This is a genomic window from Desulfoferula mesophila (assembly GCF_037076455.1).
GTDB lineage: Bacteria > Desulfobacterota > Desulfarculia > Desulfarculales > Desulfarculaceae > Desulfoferula > Desulfoferula mesophila.
In genome coordinates this window covers 2532596-2553491 of the sequence record NZ_AP028679.1, presented here as the reverse complement: position 1 = coordinate 2553491, position 20896 = coordinate 2532596, and the positions used below count along the sequence as shown (strand labels likewise).

General features: G+C 65.9%; 16 protein-coding genes. 8 read left to right on the top strand and 8 right to left on the bottom strand.

Features of this window, described 5'->3' with window-relative positions; translation table 11 throughout:
• Position 1 precedes the first annotated feature (1 nt).
• From qrcD to lepB, 4 genes are all read left to right on the top strand, one after another.
• Positions 2-1264: a menaquinone reductase integral membrane subunit QrcD gene (gene qrcD / locus AACH32_RS11495; protein ID WP_338599449.1), complete on the top strand. Its 1263-nt coding sequence runs from the start codon at positions 2-4 to the stop codon at positions 1262-1264.
• A gap of 12 nt (positions 1265-1276) precedes the next feature.
• Positions 1277-1438 (top strand): hypothetical protein, encoded by a 162-nt coding sequence (locus tag AACH32_RS11490; RefSeq protein WP_338599447.1) that lies wholly within the window; start codon positions 1277-1279, stop codon positions 1436-1438.
• Between the two features lie 80 nt (positions 1439-1518).
• Positions 1519-2175, top strand: coding sequence for an HAD family hydrolase (locus tag AACH32_RS11485; RefSeq protein ID WP_338599445.1), 657 nt, complete (start codon positions 1519-1521; stop codon positions 2173-2175).
• Positions 2176-2249: 74 nt separating this feature from the next.
• The gene (gene lepB, locus AACH32_RS11480; RefSeq protein ID WP_338599442.1) at positions 2250-2897 is read left to right on the top strand and encodes a signal peptidase I; all 648 of its coding nucleotides are present in this window, start codon (positions 2250-2252) and stop codon (positions 2895-2897) included.
• 351 nt (positions 2898-3248) lie between these two features.
• On the opposite strand, the gene AACH32_RS11475 is transcribed toward lepB, so the two are convergent.
• From AACH32_RS11475 to AACH32_RS11455, 5 genes are all read right to left on the bottom strand, one after another.
• On the bottom strand, positions 3249-4475 hold the full coding sequence (locus AACH32_RS11475) for an amidohydrolase family protein (RefSeq protein WP_338599440.1): 1227 nt from the start codon (positions 4473-4475) through the stop codon (positions 3249-3251).
• 18 nt (positions 4476-4493) lie between these two features.
• A complete protein-coding gene (mqnC, locus tag AACH32_RS11470) occupies positions 4494-5591 on the bottom strand; it encodes a cyclic dehypoxanthinyl futalosine synthase (protein ID WP_338599437.1) in 1098 nt (365 codons plus the stop codon).
• The gene (gene mqnE / locus AACH32_RS11465) at positions 5591-6760 is read right to left on the bottom strand and encodes an aminofutalosine synthase MqnE (RefSeq protein WP_338599435.1); all 1170 of its coding nucleotides are present in this window, start codon (positions 6758-6760) and stop codon (positions 5591-5593) included. Before mqnE ends, mqnC begins: the two co-directional genes overlap by 1 nt.
• Positions 6761-6951: 191 nt before the next feature.
• Positions 6952-8871, bottom strand: a complete 1920-nt coding sequence (locus tag AACH32_RS11460) for an aconitate hydratase (protein WP_338599433.1) — start codon at positions 8869-8871, stop codon at positions 6952-6954.
• 168 nt (positions 8872-9039) lie between these two features.
• Entirely contained in the window at positions 9040-9330 is a 291-nt protein-coding gene (locus tag AACH32_RS11455) for a hypothetical protein (RefSeq protein ID WP_338599430.1), read from the bottom strand.
• A gap of 438 nt (positions 9331-9768) precedes the next feature.
• On the opposite strand from AACH32_RS11455, the gene AACH32_RS11450 reads away from it, so the two are divergent.
• The 3 genes from AACH32_RS11450 to AACH32_RS11440 all read left to right on the top strand — a co-directional run bounded on the left by AACH32_RS11450 (position 9769) and on the right by AACH32_RS11440 (position 13271).
• Positions 9769-10137, top strand: coding sequence for a hypothetical protein (locus tag AACH32_RS11450; RefSeq protein ID WP_338599427.1), 369 nt, complete (start codon positions 9769-9771; stop codon positions 10135-10137).
• 99 nt (positions 10138-10236) lie between these two features.
• Positions 10237-12642, top strand: a complete 2406-nt coding sequence (locus AACH32_RS11445) for a Lon protease family protein (RefSeq protein WP_338599424.1) — start codon at positions 10237-10239, stop codon at positions 12640-12642.
• Between the two features lie 68 nt (positions 12643-12710).
• Complete coding sequence (locus tag AACH32_RS11440) at positions 12711-13271, top strand: carboxymuconolactone decarboxylase family protein (protein WP_338599421.1); 561 nt, start codon at positions 12711-12713, stop codon at positions 13269-13271.
• Positions 13272-13279: 8 nt separating this feature from the next.
• Here AACH32_RS11440 and AACH32_RS11435 read toward each other — a convergent pair whose 3' ends face one another.
• Positions 13280-14722: a sigma-54-dependent transcriptional regulator gene (locus AACH32_RS11435; protein ID WP_338599418.1), complete on the bottom strand. Its 1443-nt coding sequence runs from the start codon at positions 14720-14722 to the stop codon at positions 13280-13282.
• A gap of 213 nt (positions 14723-14935) precedes the next feature.
• On the opposite strand from AACH32_RS11435, the gene AACH32_RS11430 reads away from it, so the two are divergent.
• Positions 14936-17767 (top strand): UvrD-helicase domain-containing protein, encoded by a 2832-nt coding sequence (locus AACH32_RS11430; protein ID WP_338599415.1) that lies wholly within the window; start codon positions 14936-14938, stop codon positions 17765-17767.
• A 306-nt stretch (positions 17768-18073) separates the two neighbouring features.
• On the opposite strand, the gene AACH32_RS11425 is transcribed toward AACH32_RS11430, so the two are convergent.
• Both AACH32_RS11425 and AACH32_RS11420 read right to left on the bottom strand, forming a co-directional pair.
• Positions 18074-19432, bottom strand: a complete 1359-nt coding sequence (locus AACH32_RS11425) for a sigma-54-dependent transcriptional regulator (RefSeq protein WP_338599413.1) — start codon at positions 19430-19432, stop codon at positions 18074-18076.
• Entirely contained in the window at positions 19429-20811 is a 1383-nt protein-coding gene (locus tag AACH32_RS11420; RefSeq protein ID WP_338599411.1) for an ATP-binding protein, read from the bottom strand. The genes AACH32_RS11425 and AACH32_RS11420 overlap by 4 nt, the downstream gene beginning before the upstream one ends.
• Between the last annotated feature and the right edge of the window lie 85 nt (positions 20812-20896).

The following is a 20896-nucleotide window of genomic DNA, read 5'->3' as shown; positions in this document are numbered from 1 at the left end:
AATGAGAAGATGGTTAGACGATCTACCTAAGTACGCGGACGACTCGAGCTGGTGGCCCAAAGGCACCAAGCGGTGCCGGCCCGAGGTGTTCCTGATCTGGTTGGGGCTGCCCCTGACCCTGCTGGCCTACTTCACCGTCGGCGCGGTGTTGTGTCTGGCCCTGGGTCTTAACCAGACCAATATGAACGACTACTTCGCCTTCGGCGTGTGGATTGTGGTGGACCTGGCGGTCATCGCCCTGGGGGCGGGCGCCTTCTTCACCAGCTTCCTCAACTACATAGTAGGCAAGACCGAGCTCAAGCCCATCGTCAACGCGGCGGTCTTGATCGGCTTTATCTGCTACGTGGGCGCCATCTTGATGCTGGGCATCGACATCGGCCAGCCCATCCGCGGTTGGTTCGGCTTCTGGCACGCCAACGTGCACTCCATGCTCACCGAGGTGATGTTCTGCATCACCACCTACGCCATCGTGCTCACCATCGAGTTGCTGCCTTCGGTGCTGGACAACCGGCGCATAAGCAGGGTGCCCGAGTTCGGCACCATGGGCCACAACCTGCACACCATCATGATCGTGTTCGCGGCGGCCGGCACCTTCCTGAGCTTCTTCCACCAGGGCTCCCTGGGCGGCATGTTCGGCGTGCTCTACGCCCGTCCCTTTGCCGCCCGCGGCGGTCTGGGCATCTGGCCCTGGACCTTCTTCCTGTTCATCTGGAGCGCCATAGCGGTGGGCCCCAGCTTCACCACCATGATCGTGATGCTCACCGAGAAGATCACCGGCCGCAAGCTGACCAAGCACAGCGTCAAGATGCTCATGGGCAAGATCAGCGGCTGGCTGCTGATCACCTACATGGTGGCCAAGAGCGCAGACACCGCCTGGTGGGCCTATATCAAGCTGCCCGCGGCGGGCCTGACCATGGACGACATGTACCACTCTCCCTACGGCTACTGGCTCATGTGGGTGGAGTTGGGCCTGTGCGGCTGGCTGCCCGCCCTGATGCTGGTTCAGGAAAAGGTCCGCGAAAGCTACGGCCTCATGTTCCTGGCCATGCTGCTGGCCTGCATCGGCGTCACCTTGAACCGCTTCGTGTTCACCATCCAGTCGCTGGCCCTGCCGGTGCTGCCCTTTGAGAGCTTCCACGCCTACCTGCCTTCCTGGCAGGAGTGGGGCATCGCCAGCCTGGTGCTGGGCTTCGGGTTGTTGGTGTTCATGCTGGCCTACCGGTATCTGCCCATCTTCCCGCAAGAGCCGGAACTCAACGAGTAAGGAGGCCTGGATATGTTCCCCTTTGCTTACGAATGGATCTGGGACATCGGCCACATCATCTTCTTCGGCCTGTTCTACGGCATCATAACGGTGGTTTTCGGCACCTTGACCCTGACCATCCTGAAGACTATGCTTGATCTGTGGGCCGGTCACATTAGCGGACCGGATCACTAGCTCCGGGGCGCCCAAGCGCCCGCATGATTTAACCGAACCTGCGACGGGGCCCCCACGGGCCCCGTCTTGTATTGCGAGCCATGAGCACACACAAGCTACCCACTCCGCCCGGCGATCTCAAAGCGGTGGTGTTCGATCTGGACGGGGTTCTGTTCGATTCCCTGCCGGCCAACATCGCCTTTTACAACCACATCCTCGTGCATCTGGGCCGCGAGCCCGTGGCCGAGCGATTCGCCGAGATCATCCACCGCGAGGCCATGCCCGGCTCGCTGGAGGCCTTGGTGGGGCGGGGCGAGGACTATGACCGGGCCATGGCCTACTGGCCCACCATGGACTCGACTCCGTTCATGAAGCTGCTCCGGCTCTATCCCGGCGCGCGCGAGACCATTGCCCGCCTGCGCCAGCGCTGGCGCACCGCCGTGGCCACCAACCGCACCGCCACCGCACGCTCCAGCCTGGCCCATTTCGACCTGTTGGAGCTTTTTGACCTGGTGGCCAACCCCGACAGCGCCGGCCGGGCCAAGCCCCATCCGGCCATGATGCTCCAGGTGCTGGGTCACTTCGGCCTGGACCCCGAGCAGGTGGTCTACGTGGGCGACAGCACCACCGACGAGGGCCTGTGCCAGGCCACCGGGGTGCGCCTGGTGGCCTTTGGCAACCGCGAGCTGGAGGCCTGGGCTCACTTGGACGACCTGCGGGATTTGCCCGGCCTGCTGGGCATGCAGCCGAAAAGTTAAAGGCTTGTCACCCGCCGGGCCAGGGGATATGCTTTGCGACTAGCGTTTGCAAGCCGTATTGCAGGGAGCAGTTAGTGTTCATTCGCCGCCGCTCGGAAAAAAAGAAAAAGTCGATAATCCGCGAGTACCTGGAGGCCCTGATCTGGGCCGTGGTGCTGGCCTTGATTATCCGCACCTGGGGGGTGCAGGCCTTCAAGATCCCCTCCGGCTCCATGATCCCCACCCTGCTCATCGGCGATCATTTGCTGGTAAGCAAATCCTCCTACGGCATCAAGCTGCCCTTCAGCGACACGGTGATAATTCCCATCGGCGATCCCGAGCGGGGCGACATCGTGGTGTTTCTCTACCCCGAGGACCGCGACAAGGACTTCATCAAGCGCATCATAGGTCTGCCCGGCGACGTCGTGGAGGTGCGCGACAAGACCGTGTATATCAACGGCAAAAAGCTCGAAGATCATTGGGGCAAATACACCGACGCGATGGTCCTGCCCAGCGGGGCGCAAACCAGGGACAACTTCGGCCCGGTGAGGGTGCCCCCGGACCAGTACTTCGTGATGGGCGACAACCGGGATCAGTCCTATGACTCGCGCTTCTGGTTCGGCGGGCGCGGCGGGTTCGTGCCCCGCAAGGACATTCTGGGCAAGGCCTTTATCATCTATTGGTCCTGGACCGACCATGGCTTTGGGGTGCGCTGGGACAGGATAGGTAAGATTCTGCATTAAACTAGGCGGCTGCGCCAGACGCGCCCATGCTGCGTTGTGGGGCTCGCTCGCCCGGCGCCTTGCCTGGACACGCCTGGCTGTGCCGGAGGTTGGGCGGGGCGTTATCCGTTGCACCGAAGAAAATTAAGTCGGCACGATATGGCTATCACGGGCTCGCCAAACATGGCGGGCCCGTTTTTGTTGGTTGGCAAAGGGGGGAGGGGCTAGTTTGGGTTCGGTTCGGGTGGCTGGGATGCAGGTGGGCGGACTGGCTAGGGCGCGGTTGGATGCCAGGGTAGGAGGTACATAGACAAGGCGGCGGATCGTCGCCGCGCGGCATCAGCCAACCGGCGACAACTGGTTTTACCCTTTTTACCTGCCTTCTTCTTTCTTCTTCCCGCCATCATCGCGCCCCACGCCGCGCGGCGCACCGGCGTGCTCGCCGCGCACCACCGCCTCGATCACCTCGCTCTGACTTACTCCAGCCAAGGGCACGAAGGCCAGGGGCCCGGCCGCGCCGGGGTCCAGCACCCCGAACCGTCCCGCCTGACCCAGGGCCCGGGCTCCGCCTTGGGTGGCCATGGTCAGCACCGCCTCCGGGTCCAAGCCCGGCTTGGCGGCCAGTAGGGCGGCCATCTCTTCCCACAGGCTAAGGCTGGGGGCGGAGGCCAGGGAGTCGGTGCCCAGGGCCAGGTTGACCCCGGCGGCCAGCAACGCCTCCACCGGGGCCAGGCCGCCGGTGAGCCCCAGGTTGGAGCGGGGGCACACGCACAAGCTGGCCTGGGCCACGGCCACCTGTTCGATCTCGTCCAAGGTGAGCTGCACGCCATGCACCAGCAGAGTGCGGTGGTCCAGGGCGTCGGCGGCCTGAAGCTGGCCCAGGGGGGTGGCGGCGGCCAGGTCCAGATCCTCGCGGCGCAGGCCCCGATCCCGCAGAAATTCCTCCAGGCGCCGGCCTTCGCTGCCTCGCCCGGCCAGGAACTCCACCTCGGCCCGTGATTCAGCCAGGTGGATGGCAAAGGGCATGGCCCCGGCCTTGGCCTTGAGCGCGGCCAGACGGGCGGTGGGGATGGAATAGGGGGCATGGGCGGCTACGGCCGAGGCCAGGAGCAGCGCGCCCTGCCAGGAGGCCTGGGCCTCGGGCGGCTCGGCCTTGGCCGCGCCCAGGGCCTCGTAAAAGCTCACCGCGCTGACCCCGGCGCTGCCCAGCGCCTGGGCCGCCTTGCCGGTGTTGGTCACGTCGCCCACCAGGGCGGTGCCGCTTTGGGCCAGATATTCCACCGCCGCCAAGGTGGCTTCGGGACCGTTTTGCCTGAGCTGGACCGGGCGCAGGTTGACCATGCTTTCCAGCCAGACCACGAAGTCGCCTTGGGGTGGCATTAGCCCGGCCAGGCCGGATAGCTCTAAATGGGTATGGGCGTTGACCAGGCCGGGCAGCAGCAGGCCCTCGCCCAGGTCCACCACCCGCGCGCCACGGGGCGGGCGCGCCGCCACTTCCGTGATCCAGCCGTCTTGCAGCGTCACCGCCGCGCCGGGGCGCAGATCGCCGGGAGCGCACCAGACCCAACGGGCGGTGTATGCCGTGCTCGGGTAAGTCATGCGGTTTTTATAGCACGTCTAGACGGGGTTGTAGAACACGTCGCGCTGGCGGGCGGCAAAACCGATGTCGTTGGCCAGGCGCACCAGTTCTTCCCGGGGCAGGCGGAAGCTGACCCCGGCGGCGGCCACCACGTTTTCCTCGATCATGGTGGAGCCCAGGTCGTCGGCCCCGAATACCAGGGCGGTCTGGGCGATGCCCGCCCCCTGGGTGACCCAGGAGGCCTGCACGTGGGGGAAGTTGTCCAGGAACAGGCGGCTCACCGCCAGGGTGCGCAGGTAGTCCACCGCCGTGGCCGGGGGCAGGTGGCTCAGGGCGGTGTTGGCCGGTTGGAAGGTCCAGGGGATGAAGGCGGTGAAGGAGCCCTTGCCCAAAGACAGGCTTTGCTCCTGCAACTCGCGCAGGCGGCGCATATGCTCCACCCGGTCTTGAACCGTGTCCAGGCTGCCGAACATCATGGTGGCCGTGGTCATGAGCCCCTGCCGGTGGGCCTCGGCCATGACTCCCAGCCACTGGTCGGCGTCGCACTTGCCCGGCGCGATGGCCGAGCGCACCCGGTCCACCAAAATCTCGGCCCCACCGCCGGGGATGGAGCCCAGCCCGGCGGCCCGCAGCCGTTCGATGGCCTCGGAGATGCTCAGGCCGTCCACCTGGGCCATGTGCACCACCTCCGGCGGGCTCAGGCCGTGGATGTGAATGGGGTGGTGCTGTTTGATGAAGCGGAAGCTCTCGCAGGTGGCCTCTACGCCGATCTTGGGGTGCAGACCGCCCTGGATGAGGATGTGGGTGCCGCCCAGGGCCAGGGTCTCGTCGATCTTGCGGCCCAGCTCCTCGGGGGTGAGCACGTAGCCCTCGGCGTGTCCCGGAGGCCGGAAAAAGGCGCAGAAGCGGCAGCCCGAGAGGCACTCGTTGGTGGTGTTGATGTTACGGTCCACCGCGTAGGTCACCACCGGCTCGGGGTTGTGGCGCAGCCGGGCGGCATGGGCCAGACGGCCCAGCTCCAGAAACTCGGCTTGGGTGAGCAGGGTCACCGCCTGCTCGGGGCTGAGGCGTTCGCCGGTCTCGGCCGCTTGCAGGGCCTGGGCCAGGGCGGGGCTTGGGCGACGGGCCGGGGACATCAATCCTGCTCCAGGCTCCGGTAGAAGCTGTCGCGCCGGACCGGCACGAAGCCCGCCGAGGTTATCAGGTGCCTGAGCTCAGCCTCGGTCATGCCCTTGGCCGTGGTGGCCCCGGCGGTGTGGGTGATGCGCTCCTCCACGATGGTGCCGTCCAGGTCGTCGGCCCCGAAGTTCAGGGCCACCTGGGCCACCTTGGGCCCCAGCATGACCCAATAGGCCTTGATGTGGGGGATGTTGTCCAACAGCAAGCGGCTGGCCGCCACGACCCTGAGGTCGTCCAGGCCGGTGGTGCGGCTGATATCGCCCAGGCCGGTGTTGTCCGGGTGGAAGGCCAGGGGGATGAAGGCGCTGAAGCCGCCGCTGAGGTCCTGTTGGTCGCGCAGAGCCAGCAGGTGCTCCACCCGTTCCTGGGGGGTTTCGATGTGCCCGTAGAGCATGGTGGCGTTGGTGGGCAGGCCCAGGGCGTGGGCCTGGCCGCTCACTTCCAGCCAGCGCTGGCCGCTGGTCTTGGTGGGGCACAGCTTGGCCCGCACCCGGGGAGAGAACACCTCGGCCCCGCCCCCGGTAAGGGCCCGCAGGCCGCAGTCCATGAAGCGCTTAAGCACCTCCCGGGCGGAGATGCCTTCCCGGCACGCGAAATGATCTATCTCGGCCGCGGTAAAGGCCTTGAGGGTGGCCTTGGGCCGGGCCGCGCCCAGGGCCCGCAGCAGCTCGCAATAGTAATCCAGCCCCAGTTCGGGATGACAGGAGCCCACGATGTGCAGCTCGGCCAGATCCATTTCCGGGTGCTCGGCGGCCAGGGCGGCGGCCTCTTGGGGAGAGAGCAGGTAGGCCCCTTCGCCGTCCGGCTCCCGCCAAAAGGCGCAGAAGGTGCAGCGGTTGCCGCAGATGTTGGAGTAGTTGATCTGGCGGTTGAGCACGTAATGGGTGGCCAGGCCGTTTTTGGCCAGGCGGGCGGCATGGGCCAGGGCGCCCAGGCCCAAGAGGTCCTGGCTGGTCATCAAGGCCAGGCCGTCGGCGGCGTCCAGGCGCTCGCCGGCGATAAGCTTGGCGGCCACCGGTTTCAGGCCCGGGTCGCTCACCAGGCCGGGGTTCAACTCCAAGGGCGGCAGGCCCTGGGCGAGAGCGGGCTCCTGACCCGCCATGGCGGTGCTCATTCTGGGAGGCATGATGCTGGTCCCTAAGGGTTATGGTTGAGTGACCACCTGGTCACCTACGGCGCCAAAATTAAACGGCCGGGCCGTTGTACCAAGTGACCACGTGGTCACTTGGGCGGTATTGAAAATCCCGGCGAACCGGGATCTCAATTAATCATATTACTTGAGGCGGTTCCTGGCAAGGGCCGGGAGCCGCCCTGGTCTCACAGCATATTCTTGATGTAGTTGAGCCTGCCGCCCGCGGCCAGGATCTCCCGCTCCCGTTGGCTGGCCGCTATCAACAAGGGCAAGGGCTGGCCTTCCAAAATGGCCTCGTATCGCTCCACTTCCTCGAGTAGGGCGGTCTTGAGGCCGGGGAACTCGATGAGTTGACCTTCGTCCAGGCGATCGTAGTCCGCCGGGTCGGCCAGCACCAGGGGGACGATTCCGAAGTTGATCAGGTTGGCCCGATGGATGCGCGCGAAGCTCTTGACGATCTTTACCCGCACCCCCAAATAGCGCGGGGCCAGCGCGGCGTGCTCCCGGCTGGAGCCCTGGCCGTAGTTATCACCACCCACCACCACGGCCGAGCCCACGGCCTGGGTGCGGTCCGCGAAGCTTTCATCCACCGCCGCGAACACGAAGCGGCTGATGGCCGGCACGTTGGAGCGCAGGGGCAGGATCTGGCTGCCCGCCGGCATGATGTGATCGGTGGTGATGTTGTCGCCCACCTTGAGGGTCACGGTGCAGCTCAGATCCTCGGTCAACTCCTCCAACTGGGGGAAGGGGGCGATGTTGGGGCCGCGCAGCACCTCCACGCCGGAACCGTCGGCCGGCGGCGCGGCCATGGCGTTGGGACGCACCGGCGGGGCGGGGGGCACCACCGGGGCCGGGCCCAGCTCCCGGGGGTCGGCGATATGCCCGGCCAGGGCGGTGGCCGCCGCCACCTGGGGGCCGCAGAGGTACACCTGGTCGCCCTTGGTGCCCGAGCGGCCGGGGAAGTTGCGGGGGAAGGTGCGCACGCTGGCCGTGCCCGTGGCCGGGGCCTGGCTCATGCCGATGCAACCCAGGCAGCCCGCCTGGTGCAGGCGCACCCCCGCCTCCAACAGGTCGCCCAGGGTTCCGTTGGCCGCGATCTGGGCTAAGGCCTGGCGCGAGCCGGGGTTGACCGCCAGGCTCACCCCCGGGGCCGGGTGCTTGTCCTTGAGAGCGGCGGCCAGGATCATCAGGTCCCAATAGCTGCCTCCGCCGCAGGAGCCGATGATCACCTGCTCCACCGGCACGTCGGTAAGCTGGGCCGCGGGGCGCACCGCGTCCGGGCTGGAGGGGCAGGCCACCAGGGGCTCCAAGGCGCTCAGGTCGATCTCCTCCACGCGGTCGTAGTCGTCGCAGTCCGGGTCGGCGGCCAGCGGTTGCCAGGCCTCCTCACGGCCCTGCTCGGCCAAAAAGCGCCTGGTTTGCTCGTCGCTGGGGAAGATGCTGCCCGTGGCTCCCAGCTCGGCCCCCATGTTGGTAATGGCGGTGCGCTGGTACAGGTTGAGGGTCTCCACGCCGGGGCCGAAATACTCCAGCACCAGGCCCACGCCGCCCTTTACGGTGAGACGCCTGAGCAGCTCCAGAATGACGTCCTTGGCCCCCACCCAGGGAGAGAGCTCGCCAACCAGGCGCACGCCCAATACCTTGGGGCAGGGCAGGGAGAAGGGAACCCCGGCCATGGCCGCGGCCACGTCCAGGCCGCCCGCTCCCATGGCCAGCATGCCCAGGCCCCCGCCATGGGGGGTGTGGGAGTCTGAACCCAGCAGGGTGGCGCCGGGACGGCCAAAGAACAGCGCGTGAAGTTGATGGCAGATGCCGTTGCCGGGCGGGGAGAACCACAAGCCGTAGCGGGCCGCAAAGCTGCGCAGGAAGCGGTGATCGTCGGGGTTCTTGAAATCGGCTTGCAGGATGTTGTGGTCCACGTAGGACACGCTGACCTCGGTGCGCACCCTTTCCAGACCCAGGGCTTCGAATTCCAGAGCGGCCAAGGTGCCGGTGGCGTCCTGGGTGAGAGTCTGGTCGATTATGAGGGAAATTTCTTTGCCGGGCTCGAAGGAACCTTCGCTGAGGTGGGCTTCGATTATCTTCCGGGTTAGCGATTTGGCCATTAATTGCTCCGGGGTTGTGGTTCAGACCCAAATCCAGTCATTTTAAGGGTCTCGGAGCCACATGGCAACCCGGCGAATACACAAAAAAAGGCCCGCGCATTTGGCGCGGGCCTCGGTGGCCGGGGGGGTGCACCGGCCACCACTACACGAGGAGGGAAACTGATATGCTTAGGCTGCCTGGACCTTCAACTCCTTGGCGAAACCGGCCCCTACGTCGCACTTGCGGCAGGCCACCAGATTCATTTTGAACACAAAGATGTGGAAGGGTTCGGCTCCTATGTTGGCCCAGCGGGGTTCGTTGGCAGTCATGTAGCGTTTGGCGCAGGATTCGCGGGTAAGCTTCAATCCACCGGGTTGGCTGGGGCACTGAATCATTGCATTGGGGTTGTTAGCCAGCCACTCTTCGGTGTTGATGTTGGGAATAAACTGCTGCTTGCGACTCCTCTTAAAACGCCTCATTAGGATCCCCCTTGCCGGTCAAGAGTAATAGTATTGCCTCTCGATTAAGCAATTAATGTGCCACAGGTCGACCGGAGGCGGCCCTGGGCTTGGCTGTGGCGGATAACTAATTGAATAATAGCGATAAATAAGACTGCACCGCCGCTGAGGGCGATTTTGAGAAGAGGGGAAAACCGATTGAAATGCTCTAAAAAATATGTCTAAAACCGGACATATGTCGCAATTGATACAGTAGGCTTTTTGGCCCCAATTCGAGGCCAAACGCGACCGTCGGGACTGCGTCCATACTACCCTGTCTAAAATCGGACACTAGCCGGTTCGGCACCCAACCTAACCCCCCGATAAGCTTACCTGCCTCAATGGTCTCTTTTTTGCATATAAACAAGGCTAGAATTCCCAACCAATCTAATTTTTCTTCGAACCTTGCGAGGAGAAGCCATGCTGCAAATCATGGTCGTCGAGAGCGACCCCAGCCTGGCCCGTTTGTATCGCGAAGAGTTGGAGGAAGCCGGTTTCAGGGTGGTGGTGCGCTCCGATCTAAGGCGCGCCATGCACAGCCTCAAGGGCGCTCCGGCCCATGTTTTGGTGACCAACCTGGACCTGGTGGGGGGCCGCCTGGAAAGCTGGATGGAGCACCTGCGCCAGGTGCACGACGGCGGCGTGGTCCTGTTGGGGCGGCCCCGTATGTCTCCCTGCATCGAGGGTCTCTCGGTACTGGACAAGTCCTCCGACCTCAGCGACCTGGTCTGCCGCCTGCGGGACATGGCCAACAACGCCTGGTGGCAACACGCCGGCGGCAACTGCTGACTCTTTGCCTACCCGCCCCGCCGGTTCCTTCCGGCATGTGCTATTCTATGATCTGACTGAAAACTCATTTTCCCTCTGAACCTCGGGCGGGAGTGCGCCATGCCTTCATCTTCCCCTCCACCCCTGGACGTCGCCCAACTGCGGCGGGTTTTCGATCCCGCCCTGGTTCCCTTTGAAACCACCGATCAAGCCCCGGAGTGCCTCGACTCCGTGGTGGGCCAAGCCCGGGCCAAGGAGGCCTTGAGCTTCGGCCTGGCCATGCAGGACATGGATTTCCACGTCTATGTGGCCGGTACCCAGCGTACCGGCCGGACCCACCTGGTAACGACTTTCCTAAACCGTCTGGCCGCCGAGCAGCCCCCGCCGCCGGACTGGGTCTACGTGCATAACTTCCAAGAACCCGACGAGCCCAAGGCCCTGAGCCTGCCTCCGGGCGGGGGCCGCCACTTGGCCAAGCAGATGAACAAGCTCTTGGACAACATGAAGGCGGCCATCCCCGAGCTGTTCGAGGGGGAGGACTACACCCGGCGCAAGGACAACCTCACCAACGAGTTCAAGCGCGCGCGCAGCGACATATTCTCCCAGCTCGATTCCCAGGCCAGGGAGCAGGGCTACGTGCTCAAGTTCGAGCCCACCGGGATCATGGTGGCCCCGGCCGGCGAGGACGGCGAACCCCTGCCCGACGCCGCCCTGCGGGATATGAGCGAAGAGCAGCGCGAGGATCTGCGCCAAAAAAGCGACGTGATCCAGGCCAAGGTGACCGAGGCCCTGCGCGCGGTTAACGCCCAGGAAAAAGAGCTGCAAGAGGCCCTGAACAATCTCAACAAGGATCTGGTGCTCCAGGCGGTGGGCCACATGCTCTCCGACATGCACGAGGAGTACGCCGGGCAGCAGCCGGTACTGGATTACCTGGACCAGGTGCAGCAGGATCTGGTGACCAACTACGAGCACTTCAAACAAAAGGAAAAGTCGCCGATGCCCTTCCCGGTGCCCACCGAGGAGCCGGACTTCCGCGAGTACCAGGTGAACGTGTTCGTGGACAACTCGGCCGCCCAGGGCGCGCCGGTGGTGGTGGAGCACAACCCCACCTATCCCAACCTCTTTGGCCGCATCGAGCGCCAGGCCCAGTTCGGCGCCTTGCTCACCGACTTCACCCTGCTCAAGCCCGGGGCCCTGCACCGGGCCAACGGCGGCTACCTGGTGCTGCCGGTCATGGACTTGCTGCGCTACTGGCTGCCCTGGGAGGGGCTCAAACGGGCGCTCAGGGACCGCAAGGTGAAGATGGAAGACGTCATGGAGCAACTGGGCTACATGATCACCCGCACCCTGCGGCCCGAGCCCATTCCCTTGAACCTCAAGGTGGTGCTGGTGGGCGACAGCGAGCTCTATCACCTGCTCTACGTGCACGACCAGCAGTTCCCCAAGCTGTTCAAGGTGCGGGCCCAGATGAGCGAATACATGGACTGGGGCGAGGCGGAGGTGGGCGAGTTCATCAACCACCTGTGCCGCGTCAGCCGCCGGGAGGAGCTGAGGCCCCTGCACCGGAGCGCCGTGGCCCGGCTCATCGAGCGGGCGGCGGAGATGTCCGGCGACAGCGAGCACCTGACCCTGCGCCTGGCCGACCTGGAGGATCTGGTCAAGGAGAGCAACTTCCACGCGGGGCAGGCGGGGCGGGAAAACATAACCGCCGAGGACGTGACCACGGCCATCGCCGGGCGCCGGCGGCGCGGGGCCATGATGGAGGAGCACCTGCGCGAGGCCACCACCCGGGGCTTCATCAACATCGCCACCGACGGAGCGGCCCAGGGTCAGATCAACGGCCTGGCGGTCTACGACCTGGGCGACTACGCCTTTGGCAAGCCCAGCCGCATCTCGGCCAGCGTGGGCCTGGGCAAGGAGGGGCTGACCAACATCGACCGCGAGGCCGATCTCTCCGGCCCCTTCCACAACAAGGGGGTGCTGATCATCGGCGGCTTCTTGCAAAGGCGCTTCGCGCGCCGGGCGCCGCTGGCCCTCAAGGCCAGCCTGGTGTTCGAGCAGAGCTACGGCATGGTGGACGGCGACTCCGCCTCTCTGGCCGAGGTGATAACCCTGCTCTCCGAGCTGGCCCAGGTGCCCCTGCGCCAAGACCTGGCCATCACCGGCAGCATGGACCAGCATGGCCGGGCCCAGGCCATCGGCGGGGTGAATCTCAAGATCGAGGGCTTCTTCCGCCTGTGCCAAGAGCGGGGCCTCACCGGCAAGCAGGGGGTGGTGATCCCCACCGCCAACCTTAAAAACCTCATGCTGCACCCGGACGTGGTGGCCGCGGTGGCCGAGGGCAAGTTCGCGGTCTACGCGGTGGACGCCATGGACCAGGCCCTGGAGCTGTTCACCGGCCTGCCCGCCGGGGAGCGCGGCGAGGACGATGCCTACCCCGAAGGCTCGGTGAACTACCTGGCCGAGCGGCAGCTGGAGGCCATGCGCCAGGCGATCAAGGATATGGCCAACAAGGACGACAAATAAAATCGCGGCCCCCGGAGACCGAATCCGGGGGCCATTTTTTTGCGCCCCTGGCGCGGGAGTTTGGCGGCATGCCCCGGATAGAAGAATTAGCCCCGGAACAGATGGATCGGCAGCAGGCCGAAATATGGCAAGAGGTGGTACAAGGCCGCCCCAGCACCAACGGGCCCTTCAACGTGTGGCTGCGCGCGCCGGGCATGGCCCGCTGGGCCTCGCGCCTGGGGGAGCATTTGCGCCTGCACACCGTCCTGGACCCCCGCCTGTCAGAGCTGGCCATTTTGGTGGGAGCCCGCCACTGGAACTGCGCCGCCGAGTGGGCCATTCACGAGCCCTTCGCCCGGCGGGCGGGCCTGTCCCCGGAGGTGATCACCAGCATCAATTACAAGATGGAGCCGGAGTTCGAGGCCCAGGACGAGGCTGCGGTTTACGCCTTTTGCCGCCAGGCCCTGGAGCTGACCAAGGTGGAGCAGGACACCTATGAACGCTGCCTGGAGTTCTTGGGGGAAGAGGGCATCGTGGAGCTAACCGGCATCGTTGGCTACTATTGCATGGTGGCCCTGAGTCTAAACGTGTTCGAGGTGCCCGCGCCCCAGGGGGCCCAGCAGGAGTTGAGCCTGGGCAAGATGGCCTAGGTTTTCGGCTAGTCCTGCGAGGCCTCGCTCCCCGCCGGGGGGGTGAGGCCGTGCTTTTTAATCTTGCCGTAGAGGGTGGAGCGGGCGATGCCCAAAACCTGCGCCGCCCGGTACTTGTTCCAATTCACCCGCTCCAGGGTGTGGGCGATGATCTCCCGCTCGTTGTCCCACAGCCGCCCCACCGGGGCCGCCGCTAGGCCCGTGGCCCCCGTGGCCTGGTCATCCGCCAGGCGCGCGGGCAGGTTGGCCAGGCAGATCACGTCTTCGCGGCACATGAGGGCGGCGTGCTCCACCACGTTTTTTAGCTCGCGCACGTTGCCCGGCCAACCATAGGACATGAGCCGGGTCAGGGCCTCCCGTTCGAAGCCGTAGATGGCCTTGCCCAGCTTTTCGGCTTGGGAGTTCAAGAAGCTGTTGGCTAGAAAGGGGATGTCCTCGGGACGCGTGCGCAGGGAGGGCACTTCCAGGCGCACCACGTTGAGGCGGTAGAACAGGTCTTCGCGGAAAAGGCCCTTTTCCACCATGCCCGCCAGGGGCTTGTTGGTGGCGGCCAACACCCGCACGTCCACGGTGAGGGTCTTTTCGCCGCCCACCCGCTCGAACTGGTGGTCCTGGATGACCCGCAGCAGGGTGAGCTGGGTCAGGGGGCTGATCTCGGCGATCTCGTCCAAAAAGATGGTTCCCCCGTGGGCCAGCTCGAAGCGCCCCGGCTTGCGGCGGATGGCTCCGGTAAAGGCGCCTTTTTCGTGGCCGAAGAGCTCGGATGACAGCAGGGTCTCGGGGTAGGCGGAGCAGTTGACCACCACCATGGGGCCTTGGCTGCGCCGGGAGAAGCGGTGTACCGATTCAGCCAGCAGGCCCTTGCCGGTGCCGCTCTCGCCCTCCAGGAGCACCGTGGCGTCGGTGTCCACCACGTTTTCCAGCACGTCGGCCAGCTGCTGCACCTGGGACGAGCCGCCCATGACCTGGCCGAAATAGCGGCGCATCTCCAGGCTACGCTGGGCGTGCTGGCGGCCGGAGCGCTCGTGGATGAGATCCTCATACAGGCTGCGGATGCGGAGCATCACCCGCACCCGGGAGAGCATGCGCTCCACGTCCACCGGCTTGCTCAGGAAGTCCTCGGCCCCCAACTCCAGGGCCTTGATGGTGGTGGCCTTGTCGTCCAGGGCCGAGAGCACCACCACCGGCACGTAACGCAGCTTGCCGTCGGTCTTGATGCGCTCCAGCACCTCCCAGCCGCCCACGCCGGGCAGCACCAGGTCCAGGAGCACCAGGTCGAAATCGCTGTCCTGAGCCAGAAGCTCCAGGGCCTCCTCGCCGCTGTCCGCCTTGACCGCCTCGTGGCCCTCGGACTCCATGAGGGCGGCAAAAAGCAGGGAGGAGTCGGCGTCATCCTCCACCACCAGGACTCTGGCGTGAGGTTTAACCCTGGGCAGTGGCGCGTCGGACAAGGAACCTCCTGGGATTGCAAGTGTGGCAGCGAGCCCCTCGCTGTGGGACTTGAGACGCTATTTCGTCAAATTCTTACGGGTTGACGTTCGCATCTTAACACTGACCGGAATTCGACACAAGGGGAACTGCAAACAGGTCATGAAAACGCTGCAAAACCGGCCGGGCAATTGCGCGCTTGCTTCCCGGGCTCCGGCGCGCTAGTTTTGGGTGCCATGTTGATCGCCGATCTACACATACATTCCAGCTATTCCCGGGCCACGGCCAAGACCCTGAACCCCGAGAACCTGTGGCTGGCCGCCCAGCGCAAGGGAATCGGCCTGCTGGGCACCGGGGATTTCACCCACCCGGTCTGGCTGCAGGAGCTGGAACAAAAGCTGGTGGAGACCGGCGACGGGGCCTACGAGCTCAACCCGGAGTCGGCTCGGGCCCTGGCTGCCGAGGTGCCCGGCCCCTGCCGCGCCCCGGTGCGTTTTCTGCTCTCCGGCGAGATAAGCACCATCTACAAGCGCCACGGAGTGACCCGCAAGGTGCACTCCCTGATCCTGGCGCCGGATTTTGCCGCGGCCCGGCGCATCAACGCCCGCCTGGACCGCCTGGGCAACATCACCAGCGACGGACGGCCCATCCTGGGCCTGGACACCAGGGATCTGCTGGAGCTGTGCCTGGACGAGGCGCCGGAGGTCATCTTCATCCCGGCCCATATCTGGACCCCCTGGTTCAGCCTTTTCGGCTCCAAGAGCGGTTTCGACGCCCTGGAAGAGTGCTTCGACGACCTGAGCGGGCACATTCACGCCCTGGAGACCGGGCTTTCCTCCGATCCGGCCATGAACTGGCGGCTCAGCGCCCTGGATCGCTACAAGCTGGTGAGCAACTCCGACGCTCACAGCCCGGCCAAGCTGGCCCGGGAGGCCAACCTGCTCACCTGCGAGCCCACCTATCCCGCCCTGGCCCATGCCCTCAGCTCACCCGGCGGCGAGGGCCTGGCCGGAACCCTGGAGTTTTTCCCCCACGAGGGCAAGTATCACCTGGACGGCCACCGCAAGTGCGGGGTGCGCCTGGAGCCAAGTGAGACCCGCGAGCTGGGCGGCCTTTGCCCGGTGTGCGGCAAACCCCTCACCGTGGGGGTGCTCAGCCGGGTGGAGGATTTGGCCGACCGCCCCGAAGGCTACCTTCCCCCCAACGCGCCCAACTTCGAGTCCATCGTTCCCCTGAACGAGGTGGTGGGCGAGGTAATGCAGCGGGGACCGGCCACCAAAGGCGTGACCCAGGCGGTGGAGCAGCTCTTGGCCGAGGTGGGGCCCGAGCTGTTCATCCTGCGTCAGGCCCCCCTGGAGGAGTTGGAGCGGGTGGGGGGACCGGTGTTGAGCGAGGCGGTGCGGCGCATGCGTGCCGGCGAGGTGGTCCTGGAGGGCGGTTTTGACGGCGAGTTCGGGGTGGTCAAGCTATTCACCCCCCAGGAGCGTGAGCAGCTCAAGGGCCAGGGCAGCCTGTGGCGCGAGGCCCCGTCCACCCGCCGCCAGCTTAAAAAAAAAGCCCTGACTAAGCCGGAGCCCGCCCCGCCGCTCTTAAGTCTGGCCGAGAGCACCGGTGATCGCCTGAATCCCGAGCAGCAGCAGGCGGTGGCCCACCGGGGCGCGCCGCTCATCGTGCGGGCCGGGCCCGGCGCGGGCAAGACCAGGGTCTTGGTGGCGAGGGCCGCGGGCCTGGTGGAGGAGGGCGCGGCGCCCGGCCGGGTGCTGATGATCACCTTCACCCGCAAGGCCGCCGAGGAGATGGCCGGCCGCCTGGCCGGAGAGCACCCCGCCGCCGCCCTGGTCAAGGTGAGCACCTTCCATGCCCTGGGCCGCGAGATCTTGGCCCAGGCCCTGGGGCGAGAGCTGGTCATCCTGGGCGAGACGGAGCGCGCCGCCCTGATCAAGGAGTTGGCCGCCCGGTTCGAGTTGCGCCCCTCTTGGGCCGAGTTGACCCTCACCCGCCTCAAGCAGCAGGTGCATCCCGAGCCCGAGGCGGAAATCGCACCTTTGTGGCAAGCCTATGAAAGCGCCCTGGCCGAGCGCGGCGCCCTGGACCTGGACGACCTGGTGCGCCGGGCGGCGTTGGCCCTGGAAGAAAGTGCGGACCTGGCCCATACCTGGGGGGCCCGTTTCGACCACGTGCTGGTGGACGAGTACCAGGACAGCAACCAGGCCCAGGTGTCGCTGCTCAAGTTCCTGCTCGCCGGAGGGGCCTCCCTCGCCGCCATCGGCGACCCGGACCAGGCCATCTACGGCTTTCGGGGGGCCAGCCGCGAGGGGTTCTTGCGCTTTGCCCAGGATTTCCCCGGCGCCATGGGTATCGGGCTGACCCGCAACTATCGCAACGGCGAGGCCATTCTGCAGGCCGCCCAGGGCCTGCTGGCCTCAGACCCTGACCCCGGACGCCTGAGCCTGAGCGCCCAGGCCGGGCCGGGGGTTAAGCCGGTGTGGGCCGAGCTGACGAGCCCCAAGGCCGAGGCGGCCTGGGTGGCGGCCAAGATCGTGGAGCTTACCGGCGGCCTGGACTCGCGCCAGGTGGAGCGGGGCGACGCGGGCGAGCTGGCCCCCCGGGACATTGCGGTGCTCTACCGTTTGCACGCCCAGGCCGCGCCCCTGGCCCAGGCCCTGGCCCAGGCCGGAATTCCCTTCCAGGTGGCCGGGCAGGAGCCCCTGGCCGAGACCGACCCCCTGGACTTCAAGGCCCAACGGGTGAGCCTCATGAGCATGCACGCTGCCAAGGGCCTGGAGTTCGCGGCGGTGTTCGTGGTGGGGGTGGAAGAGGGGCTTTTGCCTTACCAGCCGCCAAACGGGGAGCCCGCCGACTTGGGCGAGGAGCGCCGTTTGCTGTACGTGGCCATGACCAGGGCCGGGCAGAGCCTGTTCCTGAGCCGGGCCAAGGCCCGCAGCTTGTTCGGAGTGGGCGGGCCGCGGGCGGCTTCGCCCCTGCTGGGGGATATCCCCACCGGGGCCCTGCGCACCGAGAGGGTGGTGAGCCGCCGCCGGGCCCGCCAGATTGACCTGTTCGCCTAGGCGTGGATGGCCAGGGCGCGGTTCAAACGACGTGCGCTTGCTCTTGGATCGGTCGCAGCGGAAAGAGGCATGGAAAAGAAAATGGCGATCTGAGGCGGCCCCATTCTCGTGCGCCGCATGGTTGCCATGGCGGCCACCCGCTCCACGCGCAGGCGCCGGAGATTGCGCTAGGGCCGAGAGCCTCGGTTGTGCCAAGCAGCGAACCCAGCCACCTCGTTGCAAAACAGCCACTTTTAGACGGTGCGCCGGCTGCCACCGGAAATTCGACCGCCCACCGGCCGCTCTTGCTTTTTTTAACAGCCTTTTTTACGCCGGCGGCAGGCCAAATTCCTTAATTTTGTTTTGCAGGGTCTTGCGGGTGATACCCAACATGTCGGCCGCCCGGGTGCGGTTGCCCTCGGTGGCTTCCAGGGTCTTTTCGATGAGAATGCGTTCCGCCTCGCGAATGGTCATGCCCGCGTGCAAGGCCGAATCGTCTTGCGAGCGGGGGCTGGCCATGCCCAGGAGCAACTCGCCCACCCCGATGGTCTGGTCCTGGGCCAGGATAACCGAGCGCTCCACCGCGTTGATGAGTTCGCGCACGTTGCCCGGCCAGGCGTAGCTCATCAACTGGGTACGGGCCTCGGGGCTGAAGCCCTTCAGCTCCCGGTTGTTGTCCCGAGCAAAACGGCGCAGGAAGATTTCGGCCAGCAAAAGCACGTCATCCCCCCGGTCGCGCAGAGGGGGCATGGCCAGGTTCACCACGTTGAGACGGTAGTAGAGGTCTTCGCGGAATTCCCCCTCGGACACGGCGGCGGCCAGGTTCCGGTTGGTGGCCGCGATCACCCGCACGTCGGCGTGGTAGGTGCGGTCGCTGCCCACCGGGGAGTACTCGCCTTCTTGCAGGGCCCGGAGCAGCTTGGCTTGCAGGGCCGGGGTCATCTCGCCCACCTCGTCCAGGAACAAGGTGCCTCCGTCGGCGGCGGACAGGCGCCCCTCCCGCCGGCTGGTGGCTCCGGTGAAGGAGCCCTTTTCGTGGCCGAACAGTTCGCTCTCCAAAAGGTTCTCGGGCAGGGCGGCGCAGTTCACCTTGATGAGCGGTCCATCGGCGCGGGGGGAGTTCTGGTGCAGTATTTGGGCCGCCACTTCCTTGCCGGTGCCGCTTTCGCCGGTGATGAGCACCGTGGCCTGGCTGGGGGCCACCAGGGCCATGGTCTCCTTGAGGCGGCGCATGGGCGGGCTCTCGCCCACCATGGCTGAAAAGTCGAAGCGCTCGCCCAGGCGCTCGGCCTGGGAGGCCACCCGCCGCGCCAGGTTGGCGGCCTTGAGTTGGCGCTCGATCTTGATGAGCACCTCGTCCACGTCCAGGGGCTTGGTGATGTAGTCCGCCGCCCCCAACTTGAGGGCCTTGACCGCGTTGTCTATGGAGCCGTAGGCGGTCATCATCATCACCGGCAGATCGGGATGGCTGGACTTGATGCGCTTGAGCGCCTCCATGCCGTCGATGCGCGGCATGACCAGGTCCATGATCACCAGGTCCACGCGGGCCTTCTCCACCTGGCCAACCGCGGCTTCGCCGTCCGGAGCTTCCAGAACGTTGTAGCCCGCCTCTTCCAGGTGGGCGGTAAGCATCAGACGGTGGGCCGCCTCGTCGTCCACGACCAGGATGCTGGAACGTTTGCTCATGCCTTGGCCTCTTCTGCCGTGAGAGTGAGAGTGAACTTGGAACCTTTTTGCCACTCAAGAGAGGCGGCGGTCAACTGCCCGCCCATGCCCCGGGCCAGGCGGCGGGCAATGGCCAGACCCAACCCGGTGCCCCTTTCCTTGGTGCTGAAAAAGGGATCGAAGATTTCCTCGGACTTGCCGGGCGGGATACCCTCGCCCTGGTCCTGTACTTCAACTTTAACCTGGTCTCCCAGGCTTAGCGCGGAGACGACCACCGAGCCCTTGCCGTTGTTGGCTTCCAAGGCGTTGATGATCAGGTTCATCAGAATCTGCCGCACCTGGTCCGGGTCGGCCTGTACCAGGGGCAGGTTCGGCTCCAGGCGGCTGATGACCTCCACCCCCTGGGAGCGGGGCTCGTCGGCCAGCAGACGCAGGGTGCCCGCGATGCTCTCTTGCAGATCCAGGGGGATAAGGCGGGGCGAGCGGGGACGGGTGTAATCCAACAGACCGGAGACGACCCGCTCCAGGCGGTCCACCTCCGACACCGCGGTTTCGGCGCATTGATAGGAACGGGTGCCCGGCTCATGGCCCTTGGCCAGGTATTGCACCAGCCCGCGCAGGGCGGAGAGGGGATTGCGCACCTCGTGGGCCACCGAACCGGCCAGACGGCCCACCGCCGCCAGGTGTTGGTTCTCGGCCACCTCCTCGCGCAGGCGCTCCAGTTCGCTCTGGCGCCGTCTGGTGTAGAAGAACATGGCCGCGGCCAGGGCGGCGGCGGAGAAAAACACCACGGCGGCCAGAAGCAGGGAACTGGTCAGATCGCGGCCCTGGGCCACGCGAATGGATTCGGTGGAAAGGCGCACCAGCACATAACCCGGCTTGGGGGGAGGGCCTCCCGGTCCTCCTGCCCGTCCGGCGCCCCGGGGCTGCCCCATCATTTGGCGCATGTGGTCGTCCATGGAATTGGCCCAGGGGGGCAGGGAGCGCCCTTGACGCTGGAAGTCGGCCAGGGGTTCGAAGGGGCGGCCCACCACCAACTCCTTGCCCAGGAACAGGATGACCGGCTGCCGCTTGTCCACGGCTTGTTGCACCTCCGGGGAAAGCCCGGTGAGGGCCTTGCCCGGCACATCGTCCACTCCGCCGGCGGCCACCCCGGCGGCCAGCACTTCTCCCTGCGGCCCCATGACCACCAGGGAGGCCAAGGAAGGAAGACGCAGCATCTCTTCCACCAGGGACTGCATCCTGAGCGAGCCCCACATGTGGTGGCGCATGCCGAAACGGGTGGCCCCTTCCAGGGATTTGATGACCAATTCGCCCTGGGTGGCCAGGGAGTGGCGCATCAGCTGGCCGGTGCTTTGCATGCGCCGGGCGGTGGTGATGGCGATTACCGCCATGATCATGAGCAAAATCCCCACAAGCAATAATCCGGTGAGCCGGTTAGTAGGCTCCGCCAGGGGGCTTGTGGGTTTTCTGGCCATTGTTACC